The organism is Aeromonas sp. Y293-4 (genome assembly GCF_027705905.1).
Taxonomy (GTDB): domain Bacteria; phylum Pseudomonadota; class Gammaproteobacteria; order Enterobacterales; family Aeromonadaceae; genus Aeromonas; species Aeromonas veronii.
Genome location: NZ_JAPDCI010000014.1, coordinates 54,000 through 78,890, shown reverse-complemented (window position 1 = coordinate 78,890; position 24,891 = coordinate 54,000). Strand labels below are relative to the sequence as shown.

Below are 24,891 nucleotides of genomic sequence, written 5' to 3'. Positions count from 1 at the left end.
AGTGTCGATTAAACGTCGAGGTTGGCCACGCGCAGAGCGTTGGTCTCGATAAAATCACGACGGGGCTCAACGGCATCACCCATCAAGGTGGAGAAGAGCTGGTCAGCGCCGACGGCGTCGTCGATGGTGACGCGCAGCATGCGGCGGGCTTCCGGATCCATGGTGGTTTCCCACAGCTGGTCCGGGTTCATCTCACCCAGCCCTTTATAGCGCTGGATGTAGATGCCGCGCTTGCCTTCGCCCATCAGCCACTCGACGGCTTCCACGAAGTTGGCAACCGGTTTGACCTTCTCGCCACGCTTGATGAAACCACCTTCCTCGATCAGGTTGGCGATCTCCTTGCCCAGCGAAACCAACTGACGGTACTCACCGGACTGCAGGAAGTCGTAGCTGAGCGGATATTCGCGATCGACACCGTGCTGACGTACCACGGCGTGCGGCACGTACAGGCTGCGCTCTTCGTCACGACGAACCTGGATCTGGTACTGGATACCGTGGTTGCTCTCGTTGAGCACGGCTTCCATCCCCTGACACCAGGCCAGCAGATCGCTCTCGCTGTTCAGCAGCGCTTCGTTCAACTCCGGCTGATAGATCAGCTGGGTCAGCACGGCTTCCGGCGCACGACGAGACATGCGGGTGATCAGGTGAGTCACCGAGCGGTGCTGATTGACCAGACGCTCCAATGCCTCGCCACCGATGGCCGGGGCAGACTCGTTGACGTGCAGGGTCGCTCCGTCCAGCGCCATGGCGGTCTGGTACTGCAGCAGCGCGTCTTCGTCTTTCAGGTACTGCTCCTGCTTGCCCTTTTTCACTTTGTAGAGCGGCGGCTGGGCGATGTAGACGTAGCCACGTTCGATGATTTCCGGCATCTGACGATAGAAGAAGGTCAGCAGCAGGGTTCGGATGTGCGCACCATCGACGTCCGCATCGGTCATGATGATGATGTTGTGATAACGCAGCTTGTCCGGGTTGTACTCGTCGCGACCGATACCGCAACCCAGTGCGGTGATCAGGGTGCCCACCTCTTGCGAGGAGATCATCTTGTCGAAACGGGCCTTCTCCACGTTCAGGATTTTACCCTTGAGCGGCAGGATGGCCTGGTTCTTACGGTTGCGACCCTGCTTGGCGGAACCGCCAGCAGAGTCCCCTTCCACTATGTAGAGTTCGGAGAGAGCCGGGTCTTTTTCCTGACAGTCAGCCAGCTTGCCGGGCAGACCGGCGATATCCAGCGCACCTTTGCGGCGGGTCAGTTCGCGGGCTTTGCGGGCCGCTTCACGGGCACGGGCCGCATCGATGATCTTGTTGACCACGATCTTGGCATCGCCCGGGTTTTCCAGCAGGAAGTCCGCCAACTTCTCACCCATCGCCTGCTCAACTGCGGTCTTCACTTCGGAAGAGACCAGCTTGTCTTTGGTCTGGGAGGAGAACTTGGGATCCGGCACCTTGACGGAGATAACGGCAATCAAACCTTCACGCACGTCGTCGCCACTGGCGGCAGACTTGGCCTTCTTGCTGTAGTCCTCTTTGTCCATATAGGAGTTCAGAGTACGGGTCAGCGCGGTACGGAAGCCAACGAGGTGAGTACCACCATCCCGCTGCGGGATGTTGTTGGTGAAGCAGTAGACCCCTTCCTGATAGGCGTCGTTCCACTGCATCGCCACTTCAACGCCAATACCATCCTGCTCGGTGGTGAAATGGAACACCTTCGGGTGGATCGGGGTCTTGTTCTGGTTCAGGTACTCAACGAATGCCTTGATGCCACCCTCGTAGCAGAAATGCGCCTCGCGGCCATCACGCTCGTCTTGCAGACGGATGGAGACACCGGAGTTGAGGAAGGAGAGCTCGCGCAGGCGCTTGGCCAGGATCTCGTAGTGGAACAGGGTATCGCTGAAAATGGCCGGGCTCGGCCAGAAGCGAACTTCGGTACCGGTACCGGTGCTGTCGCCAATCTGCTTGAGCGGCGCCTGTGGCTCACCCAGATGATAGGTCTGTTCGTAGACGTGGCCGTTACGACGAATAGTCAGCAACAGCTTGTCAGAGAGGGCGTTAACGACGGAGACACCCACGCCATGCAGGCCGCCGGATACCTTGTAGGAGTTGTCATCGAACTTACCGCCAGCGTGCAGCACGGTCATGATGACCTCTGCGGCGGAGCGGCCCTCTTCCGGGTGAATATCGACCGGAATACCACGGCCGTTATCGCGCACGGAGACGGAGCCATCGGAATGGATCTTGACCTGAATATCGGAGCAGTAGCCAGCGAGCGCCTCGTCAATGGAGTTATCGACGACCTCGAACACCATGTGGTGCAGACCCGAGCCATCATCCGTATCGCCGATATACATCCCCGGGCGCTTGCGGACCGCATCCAGGCCCTTCAGCACCTTGATATTCGAGGAGTCGTAAGTATTTTCACTCATAGCTTACTCTCTGCCTTCTCTAACGTTTCGGAGATTTTACCCTGTTCCACGTGGAACAACTTGCAGTCATTCGCATCCATCATGTCTGCGAGCTGACCGGTGTCGATGGCGGTGATAAACACCTGGGACGCACACTGCTTCAGTCTTGCGGCCAGCAAGCGGCGCTTGTCGACATCCAGTTCAGAGGCAAAATCGTCAATTAAAAAAATACAGCCACGGCTGCTATGTTGATTCAAATAGAGCCCTTGGGCCAGTCGCATGGCGCAGACCAGCAACTTCAGCTGACCCCGGGACAAAATATCCTGAGCGGGTACCCCGTTCGCCTTGAGGCGCACATCGGCTTTCTGTGGACCGACACCGGTATAGCCCAGCGCCCGATCCCGCTCAAACCCCGCCTCCAGCAGATCGCCGAGGGGAGTATCTTTCTCCCAGCCCCGGTAAAAGCCGAGACTGATATCGAATTCCGGCAGAAAATCCGCCGTCATCTCCTTGATCAGGGGCGTAATGGCCTGACAATAACTGGCGCGAAACTCGGCCAGCTCACCACCCAGCCGCACCAATTCCTGATCCCAGAACGCCAGCTGGCGGTACTGGGTGCTCTGGCGCAACAGCGCATTGCGCTGTTTCAGCAGCCGCCGCACTCGTCCCCAGAGGGCAAAGAAGGTCGGCTCCTGATGGAAAACACCCCAATCGAGCCAGGCACGGCGAGCCTGAGGCCCGCCCGTCAGCAAGTTGAAACCATCGGGATGGATCAACTGCACCGGCAACAGCTCCGCCAAATCGGCCAGCCGCTGGGCCTGCGCCCCGGCAATCTTGAGCTGGGTCTCGCCACTCTTGTCTTTGGCAAGACCGATCGGTACCTGACGTCCCTCCAGCTCGCACTGGGCAAACAGGGTAAATGCCCTCTCCCCCTGGCGGATGACCCGCCCGGTCAAATGAGTGCGAAAGGAGCGCCCCAGACCAAGGTAGTGAATGGCTTCCAGCACGCTGGTCTTGCCGCTGCCATTGCACCCGACCAGAATGTTGAGGCCGGGCGACAGCTTGAGACTGGCTTGCTGGATATTGCGAAAGTCGCTGAGCTGGAGTTTGACCAGGGACACGACTAGATCCGCATCGGCATCACCACGTACTGAGCATCCTGATGTTCAAAATCCTCAATAATGGCACTGCTGATGGAATCGCTCAGGCTAATCCGAATTTGGTCACATTTTAACGTATTCAGCACGTCGAGCACATAAGAGACGTTAAAGCCGATCTCCATCTCGCCAGCGGCATATTGTACGTCAAGCAGCTCTTCGGCTTCTTCCTGTTCCGGGTTGTTGGCGGTGATGCGCAGCAGGTTTTCCTGCAGATTGAGACGCACCCCACGGAATTTCTCGTTGGAGAGGATGGCGGCGCGGGCAAACGCCTGACGCAGATCCTCACGGCCGGCGATCAGGGCCTTGTCGCTGTTGCGCGGAATGACGCGGCGCCAGTCCGGGAAGCGGCCATCAACCAGCTTGGAGGTGAAGATGAAGCCGTCGAGGGCTGCACGCAGATTGCTGCGACCGATCTGCAGCCGCACCGGCTTGTCTTCCGCCTCCAGCAGACGCACCAGCTCCAGTACCCCTTTGCGCGGTAGGATAACCTGATGATCGGGCAGCGATTCCCCAACTACCTCGCGGCGGCAGGTAGCCAGACGGTGGCCGTCGGTCGCCACGGTGCGCAGACCGTGACCTTCGCTCTCGAACAGCATGCCGTTCAGGTAGTAACGCACGTCCTGGCTGGCCATGGAGAACTGGGTCGCATCGATCAGCTTCTTCAGCTCCAGCTGGCTGATATCGAACTCGAGCACGGATTCCCAATCCTCGATGTTCGGATACTCGGTCGCCGGCAGGGTCGAGAGGTTGAAGCGGGAGCGACCGGAGCGGATGATCAGGCGCTCGCCTTCGGTATTGAGACGGATCTCGGCGCCTTCCGGCAGACCACGGCAGATATCCAGCAGCTTGCGCGCCGGTACTGTGGTGCGGCCATCTTCGCTGGCCCCGTTCAGATAGACCTGACCGATCATCTCTACTTCGAGATCGGTACCGGTCAGTGACAGCAGACCGTTGCTGACATCAAGCAGCACGTTGCCGAGGATCGGCAGGGTCGGTCGGCCGCCGAGGGCGCCGGACACCAGTTGCAGAGGACGTAACAGGGCCTCACGGCTAATTTCGAGCTGCATCTGTGCTCTCCGTTGTGATTAGGAGGAAAAGATTCGGATCAGGTTGGAATATTCGCGCTGCATCTGTCCACTCGATTCCGTTATCAGGAAGAAAGGGTACGGATCAGGTTGGAATAGTCCTCCTTGATGTCGTGACTCTCCTCCTTCAGCTGCTCGATCTTGCGGCAGGCATGAAGAACGGTAGTGTGGTCACGGCCACCAAAGGCATCACCTATCTCCGGCAAACTGTGGTTGGTCAGCTCCTTGGCCAGTGCCATCGCCAGCTGGCGCGGACGGGCAACGGAGCGGGAACGACGCTTGGAGAGCAGATCCGCCAGCTTGATCTTGTAGTACTCCGCCACCGTCTTCTGGATATTGTCGATGGTGACCAGCTTCTCCTGCAGTGCCAACAGGTCGCGCAGCGCTTCGCGCACGAAATCGATGTTGATGGCACGGCCGGTGAAGTTGGCGTTGGCGATCACCCGGTTGAGGGCGCCTTCCAGTTCACGGACGTTGGATCGCAGACGTTTGGCAATGAAGAAGGCCACTTCGTCCGGCAGATGGATCTGGTTCTCGTCTGCCTTGCGCATCAGGATCGCGACGCGGGTCTCCAGCTCCGGCGGTTCGATCGCCACGGTCAGGCCCCAGCCGAAGCGGGACTTGAGGCGATCCTCGACACCGTTGATCTCCTTCGGATAGCGATCCGAGGTCAGGATGATCTGCTGGTTACCTTCCAGCAAGGCATTGAAGGTATGGAAGAACTCCTCCTGGGAGCGCTCCTTGTTGGCGAAAAACTGGATGTCATCGATGAGCAGGGCATCGACACTGCGGTAGTAACGCTTGAACTCTTCAATGGCGTTATTTTGCAGCGCTTTCACCATGTCCTGAACAAACCGCTCGGAGTGCATATAGATGACTTTGGCATCTTTTTTACTCTCCTTGATGGCATTGCCAACGGCGTGCAACAGGTGGGTTTTACCAAGGCCAGTGCCGCCATAGAGGAACAGCGGGTTGTAAGCACCACCCGGATTGTCCGCTACCTGACGGGCAGCAGCACGCGCCAACTGGTTGGACTTACCCTCGACGAAATTCTCGAAGGTATAGTTCACGTTGGTGTTGCTCTTGTGGTTCGGCTCGGGCTTGGCTTCAGCCTTGCTTTCCCAGCTCTTCTGCAAGTTATTCACAGGCGCGGCACCCTGTACCGGCGCTCTGCTTGCAGCGACGGTGACGGGGTGGGGACGATTGCCAATATCAAAACGCAGGGCGGGGCCATCGACCCCGCAAAGTTCGTTAATGATGCCGTTCACCCGGATGAGGTACTTGTCTCGTACCCAGTCCAGAACGAAGCGATTCGGTGCATACAGGGTCAGAGTATTGTCACTCAACTCCGCTTGAAGCGGCCGGATCCACATGCTGAATTCTGCCGAGGGCAACTCATCTTGCAGCCGGTTAAGGCACTGCTGCCATAGCGAAGCAGTCACTCTAAACTCCTGTCGATTGATTAACTAAAGACCGGCTATTCTACGTTTTTAGCCGCCGGATCTCCAGCCGTGACCCCGCGGATCCAGCAAATAAGATCCTTGACTTTCAAGGATCCAGCGCCTCCGGATCATCTTTCATCCCCAAAGTTACCCACAGCTTGATCCACTGCTGCAACTGGCGGATCTCGTGCTGCACTCCTGTTATTTCATATAACCAAATGTCATTTATTTTTTAAATTTTATTCCAATAACATCAGCGCCAAAGCAGTTATTACAACTACAAATACAAGACATTGAGAGAGAGAAACCCCATGAAAACTTCCATCAAGCTTATTTCCGGCGCAGCCATCCTGCTCGCCACCCTGTCCGGTCAGGCCATCGCCCAGGAGACCATCAAGGTCGGCATGTCTGGCAAATATTTCCCGTTCACCTTCGTCAAGCAGGACAAGCTGCAAGGGTTTGAAGTGGATATGTGGAACCAGATCGGCGAGCGCACCGGCTACAAGGTCGAATTCGTGACCGCCAGCTTCTCCGGCCTGTTCGGCATGCTGGAAACCGGCCGCATCGACACCATCTCCAACCAGATCACCATCACCGACGAGCGCAAGGCGAAGTACGACTTCTCCCAGCCTTACGTCTATGACGGCGCCCAGATCGTGGTACGCAAGGGCAACAGCACCATCCACGGTATCAAGGATCTGGAAGGCAAGAAGGTGGCCGTGAACCTGGGTTCCAACTTCGAAGAGCTGCTGCGCAAGAACGACCCGAACAAGAAGATCGATATCCGCACCTATGACTCCGCCTTCGAGCAGGATGTTGCCTTGGGTCGCATCGATGCCTTCGTGATGGACCGCGTCTCCACCGCCCAACTGATCAAAGAGTCCAAGCTGCCGCTGCAACAGGCTGGCGCACCGTTCGAGACTATCGAGAACGCCCTGCCCTTCCTGAAGACCCCGGAGAAACAGGCGCTGCTGAAGAAGGTCGACGAGGCCCTGACCGCCATGCGCAAGGATGGCTCCCTGCGTCAGATCTCCGAGAAATGGTTCGCTTCCGACATCACCGACAAATAAATGATGGAATTTGACCTCGAATACACGCTGGGGCTGTTTCCCATCCTGCTCAAATACCTGGGCACCACGATGGAAATGGCCCTGTGGGGATTCGTGCTGGCACTCGTACTCTCGCTGGCCCTGGCGATAGTACGGGTGTTTCGCGTCCCTGCGATTCACTGGCTGGCGATGCTCTATATCTCGTTCTTTCGGGGTACACCGCTACTCGTTCAGCTGTTCCTGCTCTACTACGGACTGCCGCAGCTGTTCCCGATCTTCGTGGGGATGGATGCCTTTACCGCCGCCATCGTCGGTCTGACCCTGCACTTCGCCGCCTACATGGCCGAGTCGATCCGCGCAGCCATCCTCGGCATTCACAAAAGCCAGATGGAAGCGGCGCTCAGTATCGGCATGAGCCGTTATCAGGCGATGCAGCGGATCATCCTGCCGCAGGCGGCCCGTATCGCCACCCCGTCGCTGATGAACTACTTCATCGACATGATCAAGAGTACCTCGCTGGCATTCACGCTGGGGGTGGCCGAGATCATGGGCAAGGCGCAAATGGAAGCCTCCTCCTCCTTCAAGTTCTTCGAGAGCTTTATGGCGGTGGCGCTGATCTACTGGGTAGTGGTGATCTTCTTTACCCGCTTGCAGCATCTGCTGGAAATTCGTCTCAACCGTGCCTATTAAAGGAGGGCTCTCATGATCAAGCTAACCGGCCTCTCCAAGGCATATCACGGCAATCAGGTGCTCAACGGCATCGATCTGGAGGTCAAAAAGGGGGAAATTGTCGTCATTATCGGTCCCTCCGGCACCGGCAAGTCGACCCTGTTGCGCTGCCTGAACCTGCTGGAGACCCCGGATGCGGGCACCCTGGCCATCGACGATCTTGAGCTGAATCTGGCCAAGGCCAGCGAACAGCAGGCGATCGAGCTGCGCAAACGGGCCTCCTTCGTGTTCCAGAACTACGCCCTGTTTGCCAACAAGACGGCGCTCGACAACATCGCCGAAGGGCTGATCACCGTCTGGAAGCAGCCAAAAGCGGAGGCCCGCGCTACAGCGCTCGGCATCCTCAAGGACATTGGCCTCGCCGACAAGCAGGATGCCTATCCGGCCTCCCTCTCCGGCGGCCAGCAGCAGCGGGTCGGCATTGGTCGCGCCATGGCGGCACACTCCAAGGTGATCCTGTTTGACGAGCCCACCTCGGCTCTCGATCCCGAGTGGGTCGACGAGGTTTTGGGACTGATGAAAGAGTTGGCCCGCCAACACCAAACCATGGTGGTGGTGACCCATGAGATTGAATTTGCTCGTGATGTTGCCGATCGGGTGATCTTCATGGAAGGGGGGCGGATCGTCGAGCAGGGCCCGCCGGATCAGATATTGGTCGATCCCAAGGATCCCCGTACCCGGGAGTTCTTGCGGAAAGTCCTTAAATAGCTCTCTCTTTGGCGGCCTGGCCGCCTTTTTTATTGAGGGATCCCTTGTTTAACCCCGGGTTGCCAGTATAATCCGGAGCCCTTGATCCTCTGGATCCTCACGCTCGGCAGTGGCCTTTTCAAGACCATGGCAGGATGAGAGGGAACGGCGGATTGACTAAAAGCCGAACTCTGTTTAGAATTCGGCCTCTTTTGCTAGTCGTCACACGCTATAGCTGGCGCGTCGGCTAAGTGTGACAATCAAAACTGTACAGAAATACGGAATCGAATCATGAAACGTACTTTTCAACCGTCCAACCTGAAGCGCAAGCGCTCTCACGGTTTCCGCGCCCGCATGGCAACTGCCAACGGTCGTAAAGTTCTGGCCGCTCGTCGTGCCAAGGGTCGTGCCCGCCTGGTAGTCTAATGCCTACCCAGCACACCTTCTCTCGGGAGTTACGTCTGTTAACTCCCGAACACTTCAAACGCGTTTTCGCCGAGCCTGTCCGGGCCGCCTCTCCGCAGATTACCCTTCTCGCTTCTCCCAATTCGCTCGAACACCCTCGTCTTGGTCTCGCTGTGCCCAAAAAAGCACTCAAGCGTGCCGTTTGGCGTAATCGTGTCAAACGGGTGGTTCGGGAAAGTTTCCGCCTCAAACAACATCAGCTGCCCGCTATCGACATCGTGGTGATCGCCAAGGCTGGTGTGAAAGAGATGGATAACGAGGAACTGTTCAAGTTACTGGAAAAGCTATGGCGCACCCTGTCACGCCGTTGCAATGGGTAGCTATCAAACTGATACGCCTGTATCAGCTAATCATTAGCCCTCTGCTCGGGCCGCGCTGCCGTTTTACCCCAACTTGTTCCCAATTTGCGATAGAAGCCATCCGACTTCACGGTTTCATAAAAGGCGTTTGGTTAGCCAGCAAACGTCTATTAAAATGCCATCCCTTATCCGAGGGTGGTTATGACCCGGTTCCGCAACCAAAGCGAAGAAACTGAAAACTATGGAATCACAACGCAATCTACTCCTGATCGGTTTGCTGTTCGTGAGCTTTCTGCTCTGGCAACAGTGGGAGTCCGACAAGGCTCCGAAGCCGGCCCCGACTACCGTGGCCCAAACCGAACATTTCGTACCTGAAGCCGGTCAGACCGGTGATATTCCTCAGGTTTCCGAGCAAGCCAATGCGACTGCCGCACGCAAGCTGATCACCGTCTCCTCTGACGTGCTCAAGCTGACCCTGGATACCCAGGGTGGCGACATCGTGTCTGCCGAACTGCTGTCTCACAAACTGGAAGAGGGCAAGGACCAACCGTTCGTGCTGCTGACCAGCAAGCCTGAGCACCTCTATATCGCCCAGAGCGGTCTGGTGGGTCGCAATGGTCCGGACAGTCAGGCCGAAGGTCGTCCTACCTATGAAGCCGCCCAGACCAGCTATCAGCTGGCCGATGGTCAGGATCAAGTCGTCGTTCCGATGACCTGGACCGACAGCAAGGGCGTGGTCTTCACCAAGGAGTTCATCCTCAAGCGTGGCGACTATGCCGTTGGCATTGATTACAAGATCGACAACAAATCTGCCGAGCCGGTTCAGGTGCAGTTCTATGGTCAGCTGAAGCAGACCGTAGCCACACCGAAGGATCAGGAAGGTCATGCCATGGTAGCCAGCGCTTACCGTGGTGGTGCCTTCTCCACTGAAGATACCCGCTACAAGAAGTACACCTTCGACGAGATGAAGGATGCCGACCTGAACAAGACCACCAAGGGTGGTTGGGTCGCCATGCTGCAACACTACTTCGTCTCTGCCTGGGCACCGAATGCCAACGATACCAACAGCTTCTACAGCCGCGTGATCCCTGGTAAAGGCCAGGCCATCATCGGTTACAAGGCGCCGCTGGTAGACGTGGCAGCCGGCCAACAGGCCGAAGTGACCAGCAAGCTGTGGGTCGGTCCCAAGCTGCAAGACCAGATGGCCAAGGTGGCTAACCACCTCGACCTGACCGTCGACTACGGCTGGCTGTGGTTCATCGCCCAACCGCTGCACTGGCTGCTGACCGTGTTCCACGGTTTCGTCCAGAACTGGGGTCTGGCCATCATCATGCTGACCCTGCTGGTACGCGGCATCATGTTCCCGCTGACCAAGGCCCAGTACACCTCCATGGCCAAGATGCGCATGCTGCAACCCAAGATTGCGGCCCTGCGCGAGCGCTTCGGCGATGACCGCCAGAAGATGTCTCAGGGCATGATGGAGCTGTACAAGAAGGAGAAGGTCAACCCGCTGGGTGGCTGCCTGCCGATCCTGGTACAGATGCCGATCTTCATCGCCCTTTACTGGGCACTGATGGAGTCTGTTGAGCTGCGCCACGCGCCGTTCGCCCTGTGGATCACCGACCTGTCAGTCAAGGACCCCTTCTTCGTGCTGCCAATCCTCATGGGTGCCTCCATGTGGTATCTGCAGAAGATGAGCCCGACCACCGTAACCGACCCGATGCAGCAGAAAGTGATGCAGTTCATGCCGATCATCTTCACTTTCATGTTCCTCTGGTTCCCGGCTGGCCTGACTCTCTACTGGCTGGTGAGCAACGTCATCTCCATCATCCAGCAGACCATCATCTATCGTCAGCTGGAGAAGAAAGGACTGCATTCACGCAGCTAATCTTCCCGTGATGACAAAAGAGGCGGCCTTCGGGCCGCCTTTTTTATTACAATGTCCCCACTACGTTTTCCTATCAGCGAACAAACGAGCCAAGCAAGATGACAACAGATACGATCGTGGCCCAGGCCACCGCGCCAGGCCGTGGTGGCGTCGGCATAGTCCGGGTCTCCGGCCCCGCCGCCGAACAGGTCGCCGGGATAGTGCTCGGCAAGCTCCCGCGGGTGCGCTACGCCGAATATCTGCCGTTCAAGGATGAGCAAGGCCAGGTACTGGATCAGGGCATCGCCCTGCTGTTCAAAGCTCCCAACAGCTTCACCGGCGAGGATGTGCTGGAGCTGCAGGGCCACGGCGGCCCCGTCATCATGGACATGCTGATCCGCCGCATTCTGAAAATCGACGGCATTCGTCCTGCCCGGCCCGGCGAGTTCAGCGAGCGCGCCTTCATCAACGACAAGCTGGATCTGGCCCAGGCCGAAGCTATCGCTGACCTTATTGAAGCCTCCAGCGAACAGGCCGCCCGCAGCGCCATGCACTCCCTGCAGGGGCAGTTCTCCAGCAAAATCCAGCAACTGGTGGAGAGCCTGATCCGGCTGCGCATCTATGTGGAAGCGGCCATCGACTTCCCGGACGAGGAGATCGACTTCCTCTCCGACGGCAAGGTGGCGGGCGACCTCTACAGCATCATGTCCGAGCTGGACGACGTGCGCGGGGAAGCCAAACAGGGCGCCCTGCTGCGGGAAGGGATGAAGGTGGTGATCGCCGGTCGCCCCAACGCCGGCAAATCGAGCCTGCTCAACGCCCTGGCAGGCCGTGAGTCAGCCATCGTCACCGAGATTGCCGGCACCACCCGCGACGTGCTGCGCGAGCACATCCATCTCGATGGCATGCCGCTGCACATCATCGACACTGCCGGTCTGCGCGACACTCAGGACAAGGTGGAGCAGATCGGTATCGAACGCGCCTGGGCCGAGATTGAACAGGCCGATCGGGTGCTGTTTATGGTGGATGGCACCACCACAGACGCGGTTGACCCGCGAGAGATCTGGCCGGAATTTGTTGATCGGTTGCCAAAAAACATCGGCCTCACCGTCATTCGCAACAAGGCCGACCTGACCGGCGAGGATCTGGCGCCGAGCCAGGAGCAGGGCCACGCAGTCTATCGCATCTCCGCCAAGACCGAGCTGGGGCTGCCCGCCCTGCGCGAGCACCTGAAAGCCTGCATGGGCTTCCAGGGCAACACCGAAGGAGGCTTTATGGCCCGCCGCCGCCATCTGGATGCGCTGGAGCGTGCTGCCGAGCGCCTGCTGGTGGCCAAGGAGCAGCTGGAAGTGTTCGTGGCCGGCGAGCTGGTAGCCGAAGAGCTGCGCCTCGCGCAGGAGTCCCTCTCCGAGATCACCGGCGAATTCAGCTCCGACGATCTGCTGGGCCGCATCTTCTCCAGCTTCTGCATCGGCAAGTAATGTGGTGAAAAATCAGCAATAAAAAGCAGCCAGTGAGAATATAAGATATTGTAAATATTGGACTTTGTTTTTTACTGGCTGTTCTTGCCTGATCTTGTTTCGTGAGAATTTACCCCGAGAGTACCCCGAAGTAACCTCTCGGGGTACTTTCGGGGGACAATTATGAAGATCAGCATCGAATTCCGCGAACCGGACGCCGAAGGCAAGCGCGCTCTGCGCTTAACCTATTACGCCGGCTCCTACCTTGACCCAACCACGGGCATCCGCAAGCACAAACGCAGCAGAGAGCCCCTGGATCTCTTCCTGTACGACAAGCCGCGAACCCCAGCACAGCGGCTCCACAACAAAGAAACCCAGCGAGCAGCCGAAGCCATCCGCGCCAAGCGACTCTTCGAGTACGAGACTGGTAAACACCATCTGGATTTCTTGAACGCCTACAAGGCCAGCTTCTTCGAGTACTTCCAAGAGGTTACAGACCAAAAAGCGGCAGGCAGCAAGAGCAACCATTCCATCTGGGTGTCTACCCTCAAGCATTTGCGCCAGTTCCATAAACTGCAGGACCTGACTTTCGAGGAGATCGATCAGCTGTTCCTGGAGAGTTTTCGGCACTACCTGATGCACAAGGCCCGCACCAAAAGCGGCACACCACTGAGCCGCAACACCCAGAGTGCCTATTTCAACAAGTTGAGAGCAGCCTTGAACCAGGCAGAGCAGGATCGGCTGCTGCCGGATAATCCGGTACGACGTGTCAAAGCTATCCAGGGGGAGAAGAACAAACGGGTTTACCTGACCGAAGACGAGGTACGAGCCCTGGCCCAGGCCGAGTGCCGTTACGACGTTCTTAAGCGCGCCTTTCTGTTCTCTTGTTGCACTGGCTTGCGCTGGTCCGACATTCACAAGCTGACCTGGGCAGAGCTGGAGCCCTTCTATGGCCATTACCGTATCGTATTCACCCAGAAAAAGACCAGCGGCCTGCAATACCTGGATTTGAATGACATGGCGATGCAGCTGATGGGGCGCCCAGGCAAGGCAACAGAGCGGATCTTCAAGGGCCTCAAGTACTCGGCTTGGCACAACATGGAGCTCACCCGGTGGGCGTTGCAGGCGGGTATAACCAAGAAGGTAACCTTCCACAGCGCGCGTCATACCTTCGCCGTCATCCAGCTTAACCGCGGCGTCGATATCTATGCCCTTTCCCGCTTGCTGGGGCACAGTGAGCTGAGAACCACCGAGATCTACGCCGACATTCTTGAATCGCGGCGCCGAGATGCCATGCTCGATTTCCCCAATGTCTTGGGGTGATAGAAGCACCCTCGACAAGATCATGGCCAGGAAGAGCCAACAAATAGGCCAGCGCAACCATGCGCTGGCCTAGATTATCTTAGATAATATAGATCGGATTTCAGGATCGCCCTGCAGCCCAAGCGGTAACTGGGTTTCACTGAATTGGCTTGTGACCGTTATCGTGAACTTTGTGACCACTTTCGTGATAGTTTGTGACCGTTATCGTGATAGTGCAGGCCGGCCGATGGTAAACCGCCCCTTGGCATGTTCACTGATTGACCAACCCAGTTCAGCCAGTTCATACAGTGCCTTGCGAACTCGCGATTGCCGCTTTCGGTTGGTGGCCGCGCCGGACTTATCAGGAAAAGCGTAAGAGACCAGTTTATCTAAACCTACTGGCTTGCTGCGGCCACAATCAATCCAGGCACAAAGCCGCTGATGCAATATCCGGGCAGTGCTACTACGCAGTTGCCGTACCTCAGCCAGATCGATATAGGTATATCGGCCATTACCCAATATGGCATTGGTCAGCAATGGATTAAGCGCCACAAAGAGCCTATCGGTCAGGGGATCGCTGGCATAGTTCGCCAGCAGACGAAAACCACTACGCAAGCCTGCTACCTGTGCTATTACCGACACCTTCCACAACCGCTCGACAGTGCGACGCACCGTATTGGTGTCACGAGGGTTTGCGTAACCAATCTCCTTGGCCAGTTTGCGCAAGCTGCTTTTGACTACCAAGACATCCTGCTGGTTGGCAATCCCACGCAGCTGAAGTAGGTCTCGTAATATCTCTCCGGTTTCACCACTCGCAATAGTCCCAATCTTGCCACTTTCTGATTCAAGCCCAGCTAGGGCAACCAACCCTTGAAGTACGCGCAAATCGTCAGCCCCCAAGGGTTCTGGCCCAGAAAACTCAATCTGATTACCGTTATCCAAACGGTAAATCACCTCCAGCTTGTCACGGCGGCGTTGGCCATTCGAGATCGCCCTAAACAACCCGGGAGCAAGGCAGTGCATATGGTCGTGCCGGGCATGAGTCAATTCAAAGCAAGGCACGTTTGCCCCCAGCCCAGTGTATTTCGTCAAAACCAGCGGGGTACAGCACGCCACCTTCCTTCCGCTCCAGCCAGCGCTCCGGTAGTGGCGGCCCATAATTGCTTTTGCTTACCCCAAACCGCACGTAAAGCTGGCTCTTCTCTGCCGATACGCCCAGCTTCTGCGCCTCTTTCTTGGTCATAGTGGCGAGATAGGCCTGCCAGCGGACGTTGTCCACCAGTACAGACGAACCTCTGCTTGCCTGCTGCAGATCGCCAGCCTCTTGGAAAACTGCGGATTTGCTGGTGTGGTGTACAAACAACACAGCGCATCCCTTCAGCATGGCCAGCCGTTCCAGCTGACCCAGCACCAGTGTCATAGCACAGGCTGCATTCTCATCAGCATCGTGAAAGCGTCTCAGTGTATCGATAACCACCAACCTGACCCCCTCAGCCCAAATGGCAATCGCTTCCCACCAGTGGCTATCCAACACATTTGGACTGGATCCCTGCAGTGGTATAAGACGAAGATCTCGTTCAACGTTGGCACGAAGTTCAGCATCAAGATATCCGCCCAAGGTGAACAAACGCTGGTGCAGCACAGGCCAAGGATCCTCGGCAGGCAGGTAGAGCACAGCCCCCCTGCCCAGCTTGCCAAGTCCAATCCAATCCGGCCCACCGGCGATCTGCATTGCCAGTTGCAATGCCAACATCGACTTGCCCACTCCTCCCGGTGACACCAAAGCACCAACGCAGCCCACCGGCAGCCCTGGGAGGACAAAATCGAGGGGTTTCGGAGGTTCAACAAAAGCCGACCGGAGATCCTGAGGCCAGTGAGATGCTATGAGATCTCGCACCATAACAGCCTCACAACCGCCCATGGCTAGCTTGCCGCACACGCTTGGTTACATGCTCAGTGAGTTCGGCGTCCGGTGAAATGCGGTGGGAGAGCAGCCAGTCCAGCAGCTCAACGCGCTTGAAGTAGATCTTTTTGCCTTGTGGCTTGTAATGCGGCAGACGCTTTTCACTGGTCAGCCGGTACACATAGCTGACAGAAACCCCTAGCAACTCGGCGCACTCCTCGGCAGAAAGCACCTCCTTTTGCGTCAGTCCTTGCTGGATTACCAGCTGCTTAAGCTCATAAAGCTCTTTCAGAATTGACCCGTTAGGATCGCTGTAAACTGACGGATTTTGCTCACGCATGCAGATGATCTCCCTGTAACAAACATCAACATGCAAAGCGTACCGAGGACCTAACGAAATCCAGAGCGCTGTAAGTGCCCAAAATGGGCACTTACAGCGTTTTCTGGAAAATTTTCACATGTGAAATTTTGGCGAGAAACCGCCAGTAAAGTCATCAGGCTCCACTAGGTTGGCTATCCCAAGCCAACCACAGGCTCAGCGATGGTTCATTTCTTTGATCCAATCGGCCACGCTATCAGGGTCGGCAAGCAGCTGGGCGAGCGGCAGATGATTGGAGCAGATCTCAAGCTGATGACATTTGTCACTTTGCTGCCAGTCAGGTTGATGAGCAGGCCAGCTAACCTGCTTGAGCAGATCCCAGAGGTGGTTATCACTATCCTGCAGGCAACGGTACAGATTTACTTCAACCACGGCGTTGCCAGACAGTTGCAAAGGATCAGGCTGACCCTTCGTATGTGCACGCAAGGCTGAGTTTTGACGGAAATCATCATCGATATAGAGGCGAAAAATCAGCGTCTTATCACCTTGCAGAGCCTTATCGCCATTCCTGTCCCGGTAGGCGTGATTCGATGCAAACAGTGGCAGATAGTCCCATGCCCAGCTGCTGGAAGGGCGGGTTCCTGAGCGGCAGGGGCGGCTATTTTCGCTGGGCTCCCAATACCAGAACTCGGCGTCCAGCGCCTGACTGGCGATCTGATCGAATAGCGGGAGGATACGCTGGTAGAAACCGGCTGCGAGTCGGTGAGCTTGTTGCAGTTGGGTCACCAGCTGGGTGGTCTGCTCAAGATCGTGTGGCATGACGGCATCCTTAGCCAGAGTCAGTGATTCAAAAAAGAGAAATCGGGGCGAGATAGGTGGAATGTCCCGGCATAATCGAGCAGAGCAGCCCAACCAGTAGGCTCAGCGGGTGGGGTAATTTGCCGCTCTGACATCACCCCGCAATCCAGATCCAGCCGCCCTGCGTAGGCAAACAACGGCGCCCATTCAGGTACCACCGGGGCCATGCCAAACAGCTCAAACGCCTGCAGCCACTCATCGCGGATGGCGCGATCCTGACGGCAGGATTCAAACTCGGAGGCAGTTTGCAGATAGCGGCGCAGTGGCTCCCATTCACGCAAGGTCATCTGGACAAAGCGCTTCGGCAGATCGGGGGGAGACAGCGGAGCGACAGGGATATTGCCAAGTGCCACGTAATAGAGCCGGTCTTCATAGTCATCAAACTCGGCTTCACTGACCACAGCATTGACCTGCGCCAGCCACTGCTCCCGATACTGGTCACCACCGAACGAGGGCTTCACCTCGATAACCACCAGCGCGTCGCCAAAGTGGAGCAGCACATCGGGCTCGACATAACGGCGATCCTGCAGCGATGTCAGTTTTGGCCACAGCTCCAGCCGTTGAAAGGTGGCCGGGTCTAGCGGATTGTCACCGAGTAGAAAGCGCAGCACGGCACCCAAAGCACCGTCCGAGAGGTGGGGCAGACGGCCAAAGAAGGTGGCGGTCAGCAGATCTTCACTGCCTTTAAACAGGTCGCGCCAGCGCAGAGACTCCCCTTCCCGCTCGATGCGGCCAGCTTTGTTACGTAAAATGGCATGCAGCATCGCAACTCCTTGTCATAAAACAAAAAAGTATCAGCACTGATATGCAGAAAAAACCGTTTTATCTGTCCCAGACCATCAGGTTCTCTGTCTCAATTTGAGACAAACAGTTTGACTATCCTGTCGACTGGACATAGTCTTATCCGCAACACGACCCCGGCCTCTTGGTTGCTTTGCAACTTACGCTGGGGTTCTTATTTGGTGGGTTTACCACCACTCCTGCCAGTTCTCTATGTACCCCATGTTTGCCAACCCCAGCTTGCGCACCGACTTTTGTGTGGGGAACGTCAGCAGATGATCCCGCAGGCGCAGATGCCACTGGGTATTCGGGCAAATCACCTTGAGTAGATGCCGTGTGATGGCCAGCAGCACGAATGGCTTGGCCAGCCGCTCATCATCTTTTGCCAGGAAATCGCACCATTGCACCTCTCTTGGCTTGGGCAACCTCACCTGCGTCGTCACGTTGCGGTTCCAAAGGCGGCTATGATGGGCGCAGATATTGCGCAGGTAACTGAGGCCGTAGATCCAGCTGGCAAACACCTGCCAGTCCAGACCGTATTTGTTGGCGATATGCTGCTGATCTGACACCTTCATCATGCCGATCAACTGCGAGATGGCGCCAAAATCAAATACCTCCACCGCCACCCAGATCGGCAGTTCCTCACCATGGCGCTGATGGTAATGGCGCACAAAATCCTCTTTGGAGCGCTTTACCAACCCCCGGTATTTCTCCATCCACGCCTCAAAACGGGTCTGGTGACTCCCCCTGAATGCGTGCTGCCGGATAAAGCTGGGGTGGAAGTAGCTGCGATCGAGGTGAGCAAAGGTATTTCGCTTGCCAAGGAGATAGGCAAGATCGACCCGCAAGGCCACCTCGATCCGCTCCAGCGCATCCACTACCAACAGGCGCAGCTTCTTGTCGAACAGATAGAGCTCCACCGCATCCAGCAGATGGGTGTCGGGGCAAAACTGGTCCGTCGCCCTGGTCTCCCGTTTGCTTTCCCCCTCAGCCGCGGGCTCAAAGCGGCGAAATGGATACCAGTAGCCGCTTAAACGGTAATAGCCGATCCGCTCCAGATAGCTCAGTGCGGCATCCCGGTCTGTGACCGTGATGCCGCGCTCAATCAGCTGATCCAGTTGCTGTTGATAGCTAAGCCAAGGGCGAGCGTAGGGCATCAGGCAAGGGCTCCTTCCGCCAGCGACTCGGCCAGCGCAAGCTGGGTCTGCTGGCTGGTTTGCAGGCGGGATTTAAGTTGATCGCAGAGGGTCATTAACTGATCCACTCTATCCATAATATGGTTTTGCTCCTTTATAGGACCCAACGGAATAGGAGCAAGTTTAAGCTTATCTTGAGATATATTCATTTGGCTTTCAGCCATGCCAGATTTGGAATCATCAATATAGACAGCTGTTGCACCAGCATTTAGGCATAGAGATATAAAACGCTCCGACAAACCAACTTCAACCAAGTGAAATCGAATTATTTTGTCAGAAATCATCAGCTTTGGCCTTGTTTTTTCGACCAAGCATGAAATTCCTACTCTATTTTTAGGGCCAGCACGAGTAATTAGGATGTCGCCAACCATAACTTCATACTCTGGTCTCGGAGTCTTTGTTGTATCAAGAACTTTGTTCTCATATTCTCGATACTCCAAGGTTTGTACTGCTGTTGTCTTCAGGACACCCCAAGTATCAATATCTGGTGAGGATTCAGGAGGACAAGCAGGACTCCAGCCTGCATCCATTATGGTTATGATGTCTTTTAAATGGCACCATTCCCATCCCTGCGGTAGTTCAAACGGTTTTTCGTCTTCACTAATCGCAGGTAGCGGTTTCTCTTTTTTGATTTTCTTCTCTTTGACCAGTTGCGCTTTTTCGGCAGCGATGCGTTCCAGCAGGGCGGAGGCGGGTTCATCGCTTGGGTCTTGCGGCACCAGCTTGCCCATCACCGCCAGTTGCAGGATGGTCTGTTTCAAGGCGTCAATACTGGCCTCAGTGATAAAGAGGGTATCAAAGTGAGTGCCTAGCCGCGCCCAATTTTGCGCCAGCTCATCGGCATCGGTGCTGTTGGTCAGGGTGGCGAGCAGGGTCTCCACCAGCGTCTGATGGGCCGCCAGCTGTGATTCGCTACGCAGCTCCAACTGGTCGCAAAGAGCCATCAGTTCATCAACTTTAGCAACGATACGGTGTTGCTCCTTGAAAGGAGGTAATGGCACGATCATTCGACGTAGATGCGTTGGGCCAAAATGAAGAATTGCAGCGCCCTTTTTATTATTATCAATTTGACGCACAAATTCATGTGCACAGAAGAATCGAATCAAATACTCATCAAATACCCCTTGGAAGGGTTTGAAACGAATAAGCCCAGTATAAGGTATGCTACCCGTAGCCTCATCTCCTACCTTGGCAACCTTCCCTAAAGAGGCACTAGAGGATAAAAGAATATCTCCCTTATCCAGCCTGAAGTGATCCCACTTTTTAGAGACAACGTCCTCATCAAGAAAATTACAACCATCTAAGGAAACTGTCTCTCCGTGTATACCTGATATTCTTATTAATGGAACACCTGTATCTCTAAAATCCTTTGCTAATATTCCTGGTCCCTCTTGGAAAAATGAAATGTTTGATAAACGTTCCCAAATCCATCCCTGTGGCAATTCAAACGGTTTATCTTCCTCGCTAATTTCCGGCAAGGCCTTGGGCTTTTTAATTTTGCCCTCTTTCACCAACCGCGCCTTTTCGGCGGCAATTCGTTCCAACAGCACGGAGGCCGGTTCATCACTGGGGTCTTGTGGCACCAGTTTGCCGCGCACAGCCAGCTCCAGGATCAGCTCTCGCAGCTTTTTGATGCCAATTAGCTCCAGCTTGCTATTGCTGCCGCGCCCGGCGCTACTTTTGGGGCGCACAGCCGAAGTCCAGAGATCCAGATGGTCGGTAATCAGATGTTCTATTTTCTGAGTCACCATTATGCCTGCCCCCCTTGCTTGGCCGCACCTTTGCCCAAGGCGTCGCCCAGAATGGCTTTTAGCTGGTCACGCAGGGTCTGGATTTCCGCCTGCTCTTCGGCATAGCGAACCAGCAACTCGTCAGGATCGTGGCTTATCTGCTCGCCGACATGGGGGTTTTTGATATCGAGGTTAAAGTTGCGCTCGATAATGGTCTCGATACTGACCTTCCAGGCTTGCTCGTTCTCTACCCGGGCGGCAAAGCCGTCCGCCTCATCACCCCACCAAGCGATCTCGGCTTCAAACTCCTCGAACTTCATCGGCTTGGTCTTGCTGTAGTTTTTCACCCCAGCTGGATAAGGATGCTCGTAGAACCAGACATCCTTGGTGGGCTGACCCTTGGTGAAGAAGAGGATATTGGTCTTGATACCGGTATAGGGGGCAAACACGCCGTTGGGCAGCCGCACTATGGTGTGCAGGTTGCACTCAGCAGTGAGCAGTTGCTTTATCTTGGTTTTGACCCCTTCGCCAAACAGGGTGCCATCAGGCAGCACCACGGCGGCGCGACCGCCCTTTTTCAGGACCTCGATAATCAGCTGCAGGAACAGGTCGGCAGTTTCGCGGGTACGGAGATCGGCCGGGAAGTTCTGCTCGATGCCATCCTCTTCGGTGCCACCAAAGGGCGGGTTGGTGAGGATCACATCGATATCGCTGTCCCAACTCGACAGCGGCTTGTCGAGGGTGTTGCCGTGGCGGATCTGCACCGGCACCTCGATGCCGTGCAGCAGCATATTGGTGGTGCAAAGGAGGTGTGGTAGTTGCTTCTTCTCGACCCCCAGGATCTGCTGCTGCAGGGTCTGATGGTCGGCTGAGGTCTCGACATAGTGCTCTTTGACATGGTCGAAGGCGCAGGCGAGAAAGCCGCCGGTGCCGCAGGCCGGGTCCATGATCCGCTCGCCGAGTTTGGGATCGATGCGGTTGACCATAAAGCGGGTGACGGCACGGGGAGTGTAGAACTCGCCCGCGTTACCGGCGCTTTGCAGGTCGCGCAGGATCTGCTCGTAGATGTCGCCAAACAGGTGGCGCTCACTGCTGTCGGTAAAGTCGATCTCGTTGAGCTTGTTGATCACCTGCTTGAGCAGGGTGCCATTTTTCATGTAGTTGAAGGCATCGCTGAACGCCTCTTTCACCACATAGCCACGGGGGTTGTATTCGATGTTGGCAGGCAGGTTTTTCAGGCTATCGAACAGATCGTTGTTAACGAAATCGAGCAGGGCATCGCCGGTCAGCCCTTCGCTATCGGCCGCCCAATGGCGCCACAGGAAGCGTTCGGGGATGGGGCAGCGGTAGTTATCCTGCTCAAACTCCAGCTCCTCTTCCTGGGCGTCGAACACTTTCAAAAACAGCAGCCAGGAGAGCTGGCCGAGGCGTTGGGCATCACCGTCGATACCGGCGTCCTTGCGCATGATGTCCTGAATGGATTTGATAACTGAGCTGATGGATGACATGGGATTCTCTGCTTTTTACAAAAATGGTGACGAAAACAGGGGCGAATGCGTCAGGAATATCGATAAAACAAGCGACCATGATTGCCATGGCCGTACTGTTGTTCTGTTGCAGCCCCGGCGTCAGGCGCTCTGCTGCTCACGGTAAATTTCTTGCTCCAGCTCGGTGATAGCCTGCTCGAACTGTTTGGGACCACCAAACCCCTTCTTGGCCAACTCCAGCGGACGACCCAACTCGGTAAAAGGGGCGACTTTTAGCGCATCCTTGGTCTCAATCTCGGTCACGCCCTGATCGGCATACTTGTCGAGCAGGCTGGTAAGCACCTGCTGGGCGGTGTCGTTGTACTTGGTGAAGTAGTTGCGCTTTTTGACGTTGTTGGCCCGCTCGCGGCGGGTCAGTGGCGGCTGATCGTATACCACGTGGCAGATAAGGTCGAACGGGTCGAGCTCCTTACCAACTTCCTGCTCCAACACCTCCCACAGCACGCCCGCCTGAGCCAATTCATCCATAATGGCTTGCTTGCGTTCGGCGGCTTGCCAGCGTTTGGTGAACGCATCGAGGGTGGCAAACTCTTTGAGCAGGGTCTTCTTGGTGTAGTCCTTGAAGGATTCGGTCACCAACTTGCCATCGGCATCGTAATACTGCACCCGCTCGGCGATGACGCTGACCGCCACGCCGTTGACATAATACTTGCTGACTCCGGGCATTGGACCACCCTGCGGGCCCGCGCCCTGCCCCCCTGCGCCACTCTGGCCACCATCACTACCGGTTGTGTAGCTGCCGGGTTGTTCATCGACCCCGGGGGCAAACGGATCGCCATGGTCGCCGGGTTCATCAGCAGGCAGTGGATCGGCGCCATCGATGATATCGCCCAAGCCATCATCTGGATTGTTGATGTCTGCCGGTTTGACCACCATGACGCGCTCCGGCTCACCGTCGAAACGGGGATCGGCAAACAGCTCGGTGGCCTTCTTGAAGTCGAGAATGGTGAACCAGAGCTTGCCGTACTTGTCGTCGATACGGGTGCCACGGCCGATGATCTGTTTGAACTTGGTCATGGACTGGATGTTTTGGTCCAGCACCACCAACTTGCAGGTTTTGGCATCGACGCCGGTGGTCATCAGCTCGGAGGTGGTGGCAATGACCGGATAGGGCTTTTTCGGGTTGATGAAGTTGTCGAGCTGGGCTTTGCCAAGGTCATCATCGCCGGTGATTTTCATCACATACCGATCATCTTTCAGCATCTGCTCGGGGTTAAGGTTCGCCAGCGCCCGTCGCATCCGATCGGCATGATCGATGTCGTTGCAGAACACAATGGTCTTGGCCATCGGGTCGGTTTTCTTGAGGTAGTTGGTGATGGTCTCGGCCACCAGCTGGGTACGCTCGTCAATCACCAGAGTGCGGTCAAAATCCTTCTGGTTATAGATACGGTCTTCAATCAGGTTGCCCTGTTTGTCCATCTGCCCTTTGGTGGGACGCCACCCCTGCAGATCGACATCGATATCGACCCGCACCACCTTGTAGGGGGCAAGAAAACCATCTTCGATCCCCTCTTTGAGGGAGTAGGTATAAACAGGGTCACCGAAGTAATCGGTGCTGGAGACGGTTTCGGTCTCTTTGGGCGTGGCGGTGAGACCAATCTGGGTGGCCGATGAGAAGTATTCGAGGATCTCGCGCCAGGCGCTGTCTTCGGCGGCGCTGCCCCGATGGCACTCATCCACCACGATCAGGTCGAAGAAGTCGGGTGAGACCTGCTTGAAGGCTTTCTGCGACTCTTCCGGCCCGGTGAGCGCCTGATAGAGGGCAAGGTGGATCTCATAGGCGGGGTCGATCGTGCGCCCGGTGACCTTGGTCATGGCCGAGCCAAAGGGCTGAAAATCATTGATCTTGGTTTGATCTACCAGAATGTTGCGATCGGCCAGAAACAGGATGCGCTTCTTGGCGCCCGCCTTCCACAAACGCCAGATGATCTGAAATGCGGTGTAGGTCTTGCCGGTGCCGGTGGCCATCACCAGCAATACCCGATCCTCACCTTTCGATATGGCTTCTACGGTCTTGTTGATGGCCTGCAGCTGGTAATAGCGGGGAGATTTGCCGCTGCCATCCGAGTAATAGTCCTGACTGATGACAGGCAACTGTGCCTGGGTGTAACCCTTCCAGGTGCAGAGTTTGTCCCAAAGCTGGCCGGGGCTGGGGAAGTCCTCCAGCGCGATCTCGGATTCCAGCTTGGCCGGATTGGTCTTGTCATGAAATACAAAGCCATCGCCATTGCTGGCAAACGTGAACGGCACATCCAGCAGACGGGCATAATCGAGCCCCTGTTGCATCCCCTTGCCAATCTCATGCTTGTTGGCTTTGGCCTCGATCACCGCCAGTGGCAAGCCCATCTTGTGATAGAGCACGATATCGGCCGATTTGACCTTCTTGCGTGCCGCCATCTGGCCGCGCACCACCACCTTGCCATCCCGCAACGGTACTTCTTGGCGGATCTGGGTCAGATCATCCCACCCAGCAGCCTTGATAGCAGGCAGCAGGTATTTGGAGATGATGTCGGCTTCGGTGAGGGTTGCTTTGTTGATCTCGGCCATGAGCACTCTTCCGGTCGGGGGACAATATTGCTCAATATTCTCTCATAAATTCAGCCGGGTTTTATTG

General features: G+C 56.3%; 22 protein-coding genes. 9 read left to right on the top strand and 13 right to left on the bottom strand.

Features of this window, described 5'->3' with window-relative positions; translation table 11 throughout:
- Positions 1-8: 8 nt before the first annotated feature.
- The 4 genes from gyrB to dnaA form a co-directional block, all read right to left on the bottom strand.
- Entirely contained in the window at positions 9-2,420 is a 2,412-nt protein-coding gene (gyrB, locus tag OKC31_RS15650) for a DNA topoisomerase (ATP-hydrolyzing) subunit B (RefSeq protein WP_247823705.1), read from the bottom strand.
- A complete protein-coding gene (gene recF, locus OKC31_RS15645) occupies positions 2,417-3,520 on the bottom strand; it encodes a DNA replication/repair protein RecF (RefSeq protein WP_005339305.1) in 1,104 nt (367 codons plus the stop codon). Before recF ends, gyrB begins: the two co-directional genes overlap by 4 nt.
- A 2-nt stretch (positions 3,521-3,522) precedes the next feature.
- The gene (gene dnaN, locus OKC31_RS15640) at positions 3,523-4,626 is read right to left on the bottom strand and encodes a DNA polymerase III subunit beta (protein WP_005339306.1); all 1,104 of its coding nucleotides are present in this window, start codon (positions 4,624-4,626) and stop codon (positions 3,523-3,525) included.
- Between the two features lie 83 nt (positions 4,627-4,709).
- Positions 4,710-6,086 carry a chromosomal replication initiator protein DnaA gene (dnaA, locus tag OKC31_RS15635; protein ID WP_216960135.1) on the bottom strand — a complete coding sequence of 459 codons (1,377 nt, stop codon included), beginning with the start codon at positions 6,084-6,086 and terminating at the stop codon, positions 4,710-4,712.
- 311 nt (positions 6,087-6,397) lie between these two features.
- Here dnaA and OKC31_RS15630 point away from each other — a divergent pair, with 311 nt between their 5' ends.
- The 9 genes from OKC31_RS15630 (at position 6,398) to OKC31_RS15590 (ending at position 13,965) form a co-directional block, all read left to right on the top strand.
- On the top strand, positions 6,398-7,156 hold the full coding sequence (locus OKC31_RS15630; protein ID WP_005339308.1) for an amino acid ABC transporter substrate-binding protein: 759 nt from the start codon (positions 6,398-6,400) through the stop codon (positions 7,154-7,156).
- Positions 7,157-7,825, top strand: coding sequence for an amino acid ABC transporter permease (locus tag OKC31_RS15625; protein ID WP_013724235.1), 669 nt, complete (start codon positions 7,157-7,159; stop codon positions 7,823-7,825).
- 12 nt (positions 7,826-7,837) lie between these two features.
- Positions 7,838-8,572 carry an amino acid ABC transporter ATP-binding protein gene (locus OKC31_RS15620; protein WP_005339311.1) on the top strand — a complete coding sequence of 245 codons (735 nt, stop codon included), beginning with the start codon at positions 7,838-7,840 and terminating at the stop codon, positions 8,570-8,572.
- 270 nt (positions 8,573-8,842) lie between these two features.
- Entirely contained in the window at positions 8,843-8,977 is a 135-nt protein-coding gene (gene rpmH / locus OKC31_RS15615; RefSeq protein ID WP_005307156.1) for a 50S ribosomal protein L34, read from the top strand.
- Positions 8,977-9,336 carry a ribonuclease P protein component gene (gene rnpA / locus OKC31_RS15610; RefSeq protein WP_005342318.1) on the top strand — a complete coding sequence of 120 codons (360 nt, stop codon included), beginning with the start codon at positions 8,977-8,979 and terminating at the stop codon, positions 9,334-9,336. Before rpmH ends, rnpA begins: the two co-directional genes overlap by 1 nt.
- A complete protein-coding gene (gene yidD, locus OKC31_RS15605) occupies positions 9,303-9,551 on the top strand; it encodes a membrane protein insertion efficiency factor YidD (protein ID WP_075116235.1) in 249 nt (82 codons plus the stop codon). The genes rnpA and yidD overlap by 34 nt, the downstream gene beginning before the upstream one ends.
- 5 nt (positions 9,552-9,556) lie before the next feature.
- Positions 9,557-11,203 carry a membrane protein insertase YidC gene (yidC, locus tag OKC31_RS15600; protein ID WP_270657153.1) on the top strand — a complete coding sequence of 549 codons (1,647 nt, stop codon included), beginning with the start codon at positions 9,557-9,559 and terminating at the stop codon, positions 11,201-11,203.
- A gap of 98 nt (positions 11,204-11,301) precedes the next feature.
- Positions 11,302-12,663, top strand: coding sequence for a tRNA uridine-5-carboxymethylaminomethyl(34) synthesis GTPase MnmE (mnmE, locus tag OKC31_RS15595; RefSeq protein ID WP_106844446.1), 1,362 nt, complete (start codon positions 11,302-11,304; stop codon positions 12,661-12,663).
- Positions 12,664-12,825: 162 nt separating this feature from the next.
- The gene (locus OKC31_RS15590; protein WP_270657152.1) at positions 12,826-13,965 is read left to right on the top strand and encodes a site-specific integrase; all 1,140 of its coding nucleotides are present in this window, start codon (positions 12,826-12,828) and stop codon (positions 13,963-13,965) included.
- A 201-nt stretch (positions 13,966-14,166) separates the two neighbouring features.
- On the opposite strand, the gene repC is transcribed toward OKC31_RS15590, so the two are convergent.
- The 9 genes from repC to hsdR form a co-directional block, all read right to left on the bottom strand.
- Positions 14,167-14,967 carry a replication protein C, IncQ-type gene (gene repC / locus OKC31_RS15585; RefSeq protein WP_261990727.1) on the bottom strand — a complete coding sequence of 267 codons (801 nt, stop codon included), beginning with the start codon at positions 14,965-14,967 and terminating at the stop codon, positions 14,167-14,169.
- Between the two features lie 25 nt (positions 14,968-14,992).
- Positions 14,993-15,844, bottom strand: coding sequence for a helicase RepA family protein (locus OKC31_RS15580; RefSeq protein WP_187269114.1), 852 nt, complete (start codon positions 15,842-15,844; stop codon positions 14,993-14,995).
- Positions 15,845-15,851: 7 nt separating this feature from the next.
- Entirely contained in the window at positions 15,852-16,187 is a 336-nt protein-coding gene (locus OKC31_RS15575; RefSeq protein ID WP_159142775.1) for a helix-turn-helix domain-containing protein, read from the bottom strand.
- 195 nt (positions 16,188-16,382) lie between these two features.
- Positions 16,383-16,985 carry a hypothetical protein gene (locus tag OKC31_RS15570; protein WP_047439890.1) on the bottom strand — a complete coding sequence of 201 codons (603 nt, stop codon included), beginning with the start codon at positions 16,983-16,985 and terminating at the stop codon, positions 16,383-16,385.
- A gap of 20 nt (positions 16,986-17,005) precedes the next feature.
- Positions 17,006-17,788 carry a hypothetical protein gene (locus OKC31_RS15565; protein WP_270657151.1) on the bottom strand — a complete coding sequence of 261 codons (783 nt, stop codon included), beginning with the start codon at positions 17,786-17,788 and terminating at the stop codon, positions 17,006-17,008.
- Between the two features lie 204 nt (positions 17,789-17,992).
- Positions 17,993-18,961, bottom strand: coding sequence for an Abi family protein (locus tag OKC31_RS15560; protein WP_270657149.1), 969 nt, complete (start codon positions 18,959-18,961; stop codon positions 17,993-17,995).
- Complete coding sequence (locus tag OKC31_RS15555; RefSeq protein WP_270657147.1) at positions 18,961-20,751, bottom strand: restriction endonuclease subunit S; 1,791 nt, start codon at positions 20,749-20,751, stop codon at positions 18,961-18,963. Before OKC31_RS15555 ends, OKC31_RS15560 begins: the two co-directional genes overlap by 1 nt.
- On the bottom strand, positions 20,751-22,238 hold the full coding sequence (locus tag OKC31_RS15550) for an N-6 DNA methylase (protein WP_270657145.1): 1,488 nt from the start codon (positions 22,236-22,238) through the stop codon (positions 20,751-20,753). The genes OKC31_RS15555 and OKC31_RS15550 overlap by 1 nt, the downstream gene beginning before the upstream one ends.
- A gap of 120 nt (positions 22,239-22,358) precedes the next feature.
- Positions 22,359-24,824 carry an EcoAI/FtnUII family type I restriction enzme subunit R gene (hsdR, locus tag OKC31_RS15545; RefSeq protein ID WP_270657144.1) on the bottom strand — a complete coding sequence of 822 codons (2,466 nt, stop codon included), beginning with the start codon at positions 24,822-24,824 and terminating at the stop codon, positions 22,359-22,361.
- Positions 24,825-24,891: the final 67 nt, after the last annotated feature.

Excerpts from the sequence above, each read along its gene's own strand:
- OKC31_RS15590 (WP_270657152.1), top strand. The coding sequence starts at position 12,826 with ATGAAGATCAGCATCGAATTCCGCGAACCGGACGCCGAAGGCAAGCGC.
- yidD (WP_075116235.1), top strand. The coding sequence starts at position 9,303 with ATGGCGCACCCTGTCACGCCGTTGCAATGGGTAGCTATCAAACTGATA.
- hsdR (WP_270657144.1), bottom strand. The coding sequence starts at position 24,824 with ATGGCCGAGATCAACAAAGCAACCCTCACCGAAGCCGACATCATCTCC.
- rpmH (WP_005307156.1), top strand. The coding sequence starts at position 8,843 with ATGAAACGTACTTTTCAACCGTCCAACCTGAAGCGCAAGCGCTCTCAC.
- mnmE (WP_106844446.1), top strand. The coding sequence starts at position 11,302 with ATGACAACAGATACGATCGTGGCCCAGGCCACCGCGCCAGGCCGTGGT.
- OKC31_RS15620 (WP_005339311.1), top strand. The coding sequence starts at position 7,838 with ATGATCAAGCTAACCGGCCTCTCCAAGGCATATCACGGCAATCAGGTG.
- OKC31_RS15625 (WP_013724235.1), top strand. The coding sequence starts at position 7,157 with ATGATGGAATTTGACCTCGAATACACGCTGGGGCTGTTTCCCATCCTG.
- gyrB (WP_247823705.1), bottom strand. The coding sequence starts at position 2,420 with ATGAGTGAAAATACTTACGACTCCTCGAATATCAAGGTGCTGAAGGGC.
- repC (WP_261990727.1), bottom strand. The coding sequence starts at position 14,967 with ATGCACTGCCTTGCTCCCGGGTTGTTTAGGGCGATCTCGAATGGCCAA.
- dnaN (WP_005339306.1), bottom strand. The coding sequence starts at position 4,626 with ATGCAGCTCGAAATTAGCCGTGAGGCCCTGTTACGTCCTCTGCAACTG.
- OKC31_RS15565 (WP_270657151.1), bottom strand. The coding sequence starts at position 17,788 with ATGCTGCATGCCATTTTACGTAACAAAGCTGGCCGCATCGAGCGGGAA.
- OKC31_RS15570 (WP_047439890.1), bottom strand. The coding sequence starts at position 16,985 with ATGCCACACGATCTTGAGCAGACCACCCAGCTGGTGACCCAACTGCAA.
- OKC31_RS15580 (WP_187269114.1), bottom strand. The coding sequence starts at position 15,844 with ATGGTGCGAGATCTCATAGCATCTCACTGGCCTCAGGATCTCCGGTCG.
- OKC31_RS15555 (WP_270657147.1), bottom strand. The coding sequence starts at position 20,751 with ATGGTGACTCAGAAAATAGAACATCTGATTACCGACCATCTGGATCTC.
- OKC31_RS15550 (WP_270657145.1), bottom strand. The coding sequence starts at position 22,238 with ATGTCATCCATCAGCTCAGTTATCAAATCCATTCAGGACATCATGCGC.
- yidC (WP_270657153.1), top strand. The coding sequence starts at position 9,557 with ATGGAATCACAACGCAATCTACTCCTGATCGGTTTGCTGTTCGTGAGC.
- OKC31_RS15560 (WP_270657149.1), bottom strand. The coding sequence starts at position 18,961 with ATGCCCTACGCTCGCCCTTGGCTTAGCTATCAACAGCAACTGGATCAG.
- OKC31_RS15630 (WP_005339308.1), top strand. The coding sequence starts at position 6,398 with ATGAAAACTTCCATCAAGCTTATTTCCGGCGCAGCCATCCTGCTCGCC.
- OKC31_RS15575 (WP_159142775.1), bottom strand. The coding sequence starts at position 16,187 with ATGCGTGAGCAAAATCCGTCAGTTTACAGCGATCCTAACGGGTCAATT.
- rnpA (WP_005342318.1), top strand. The coding sequence starts at position 8,977 with ATGCCTACCCAGCACACCTTCTCTCGGGAGTTACGTCTGTTAACTCCC.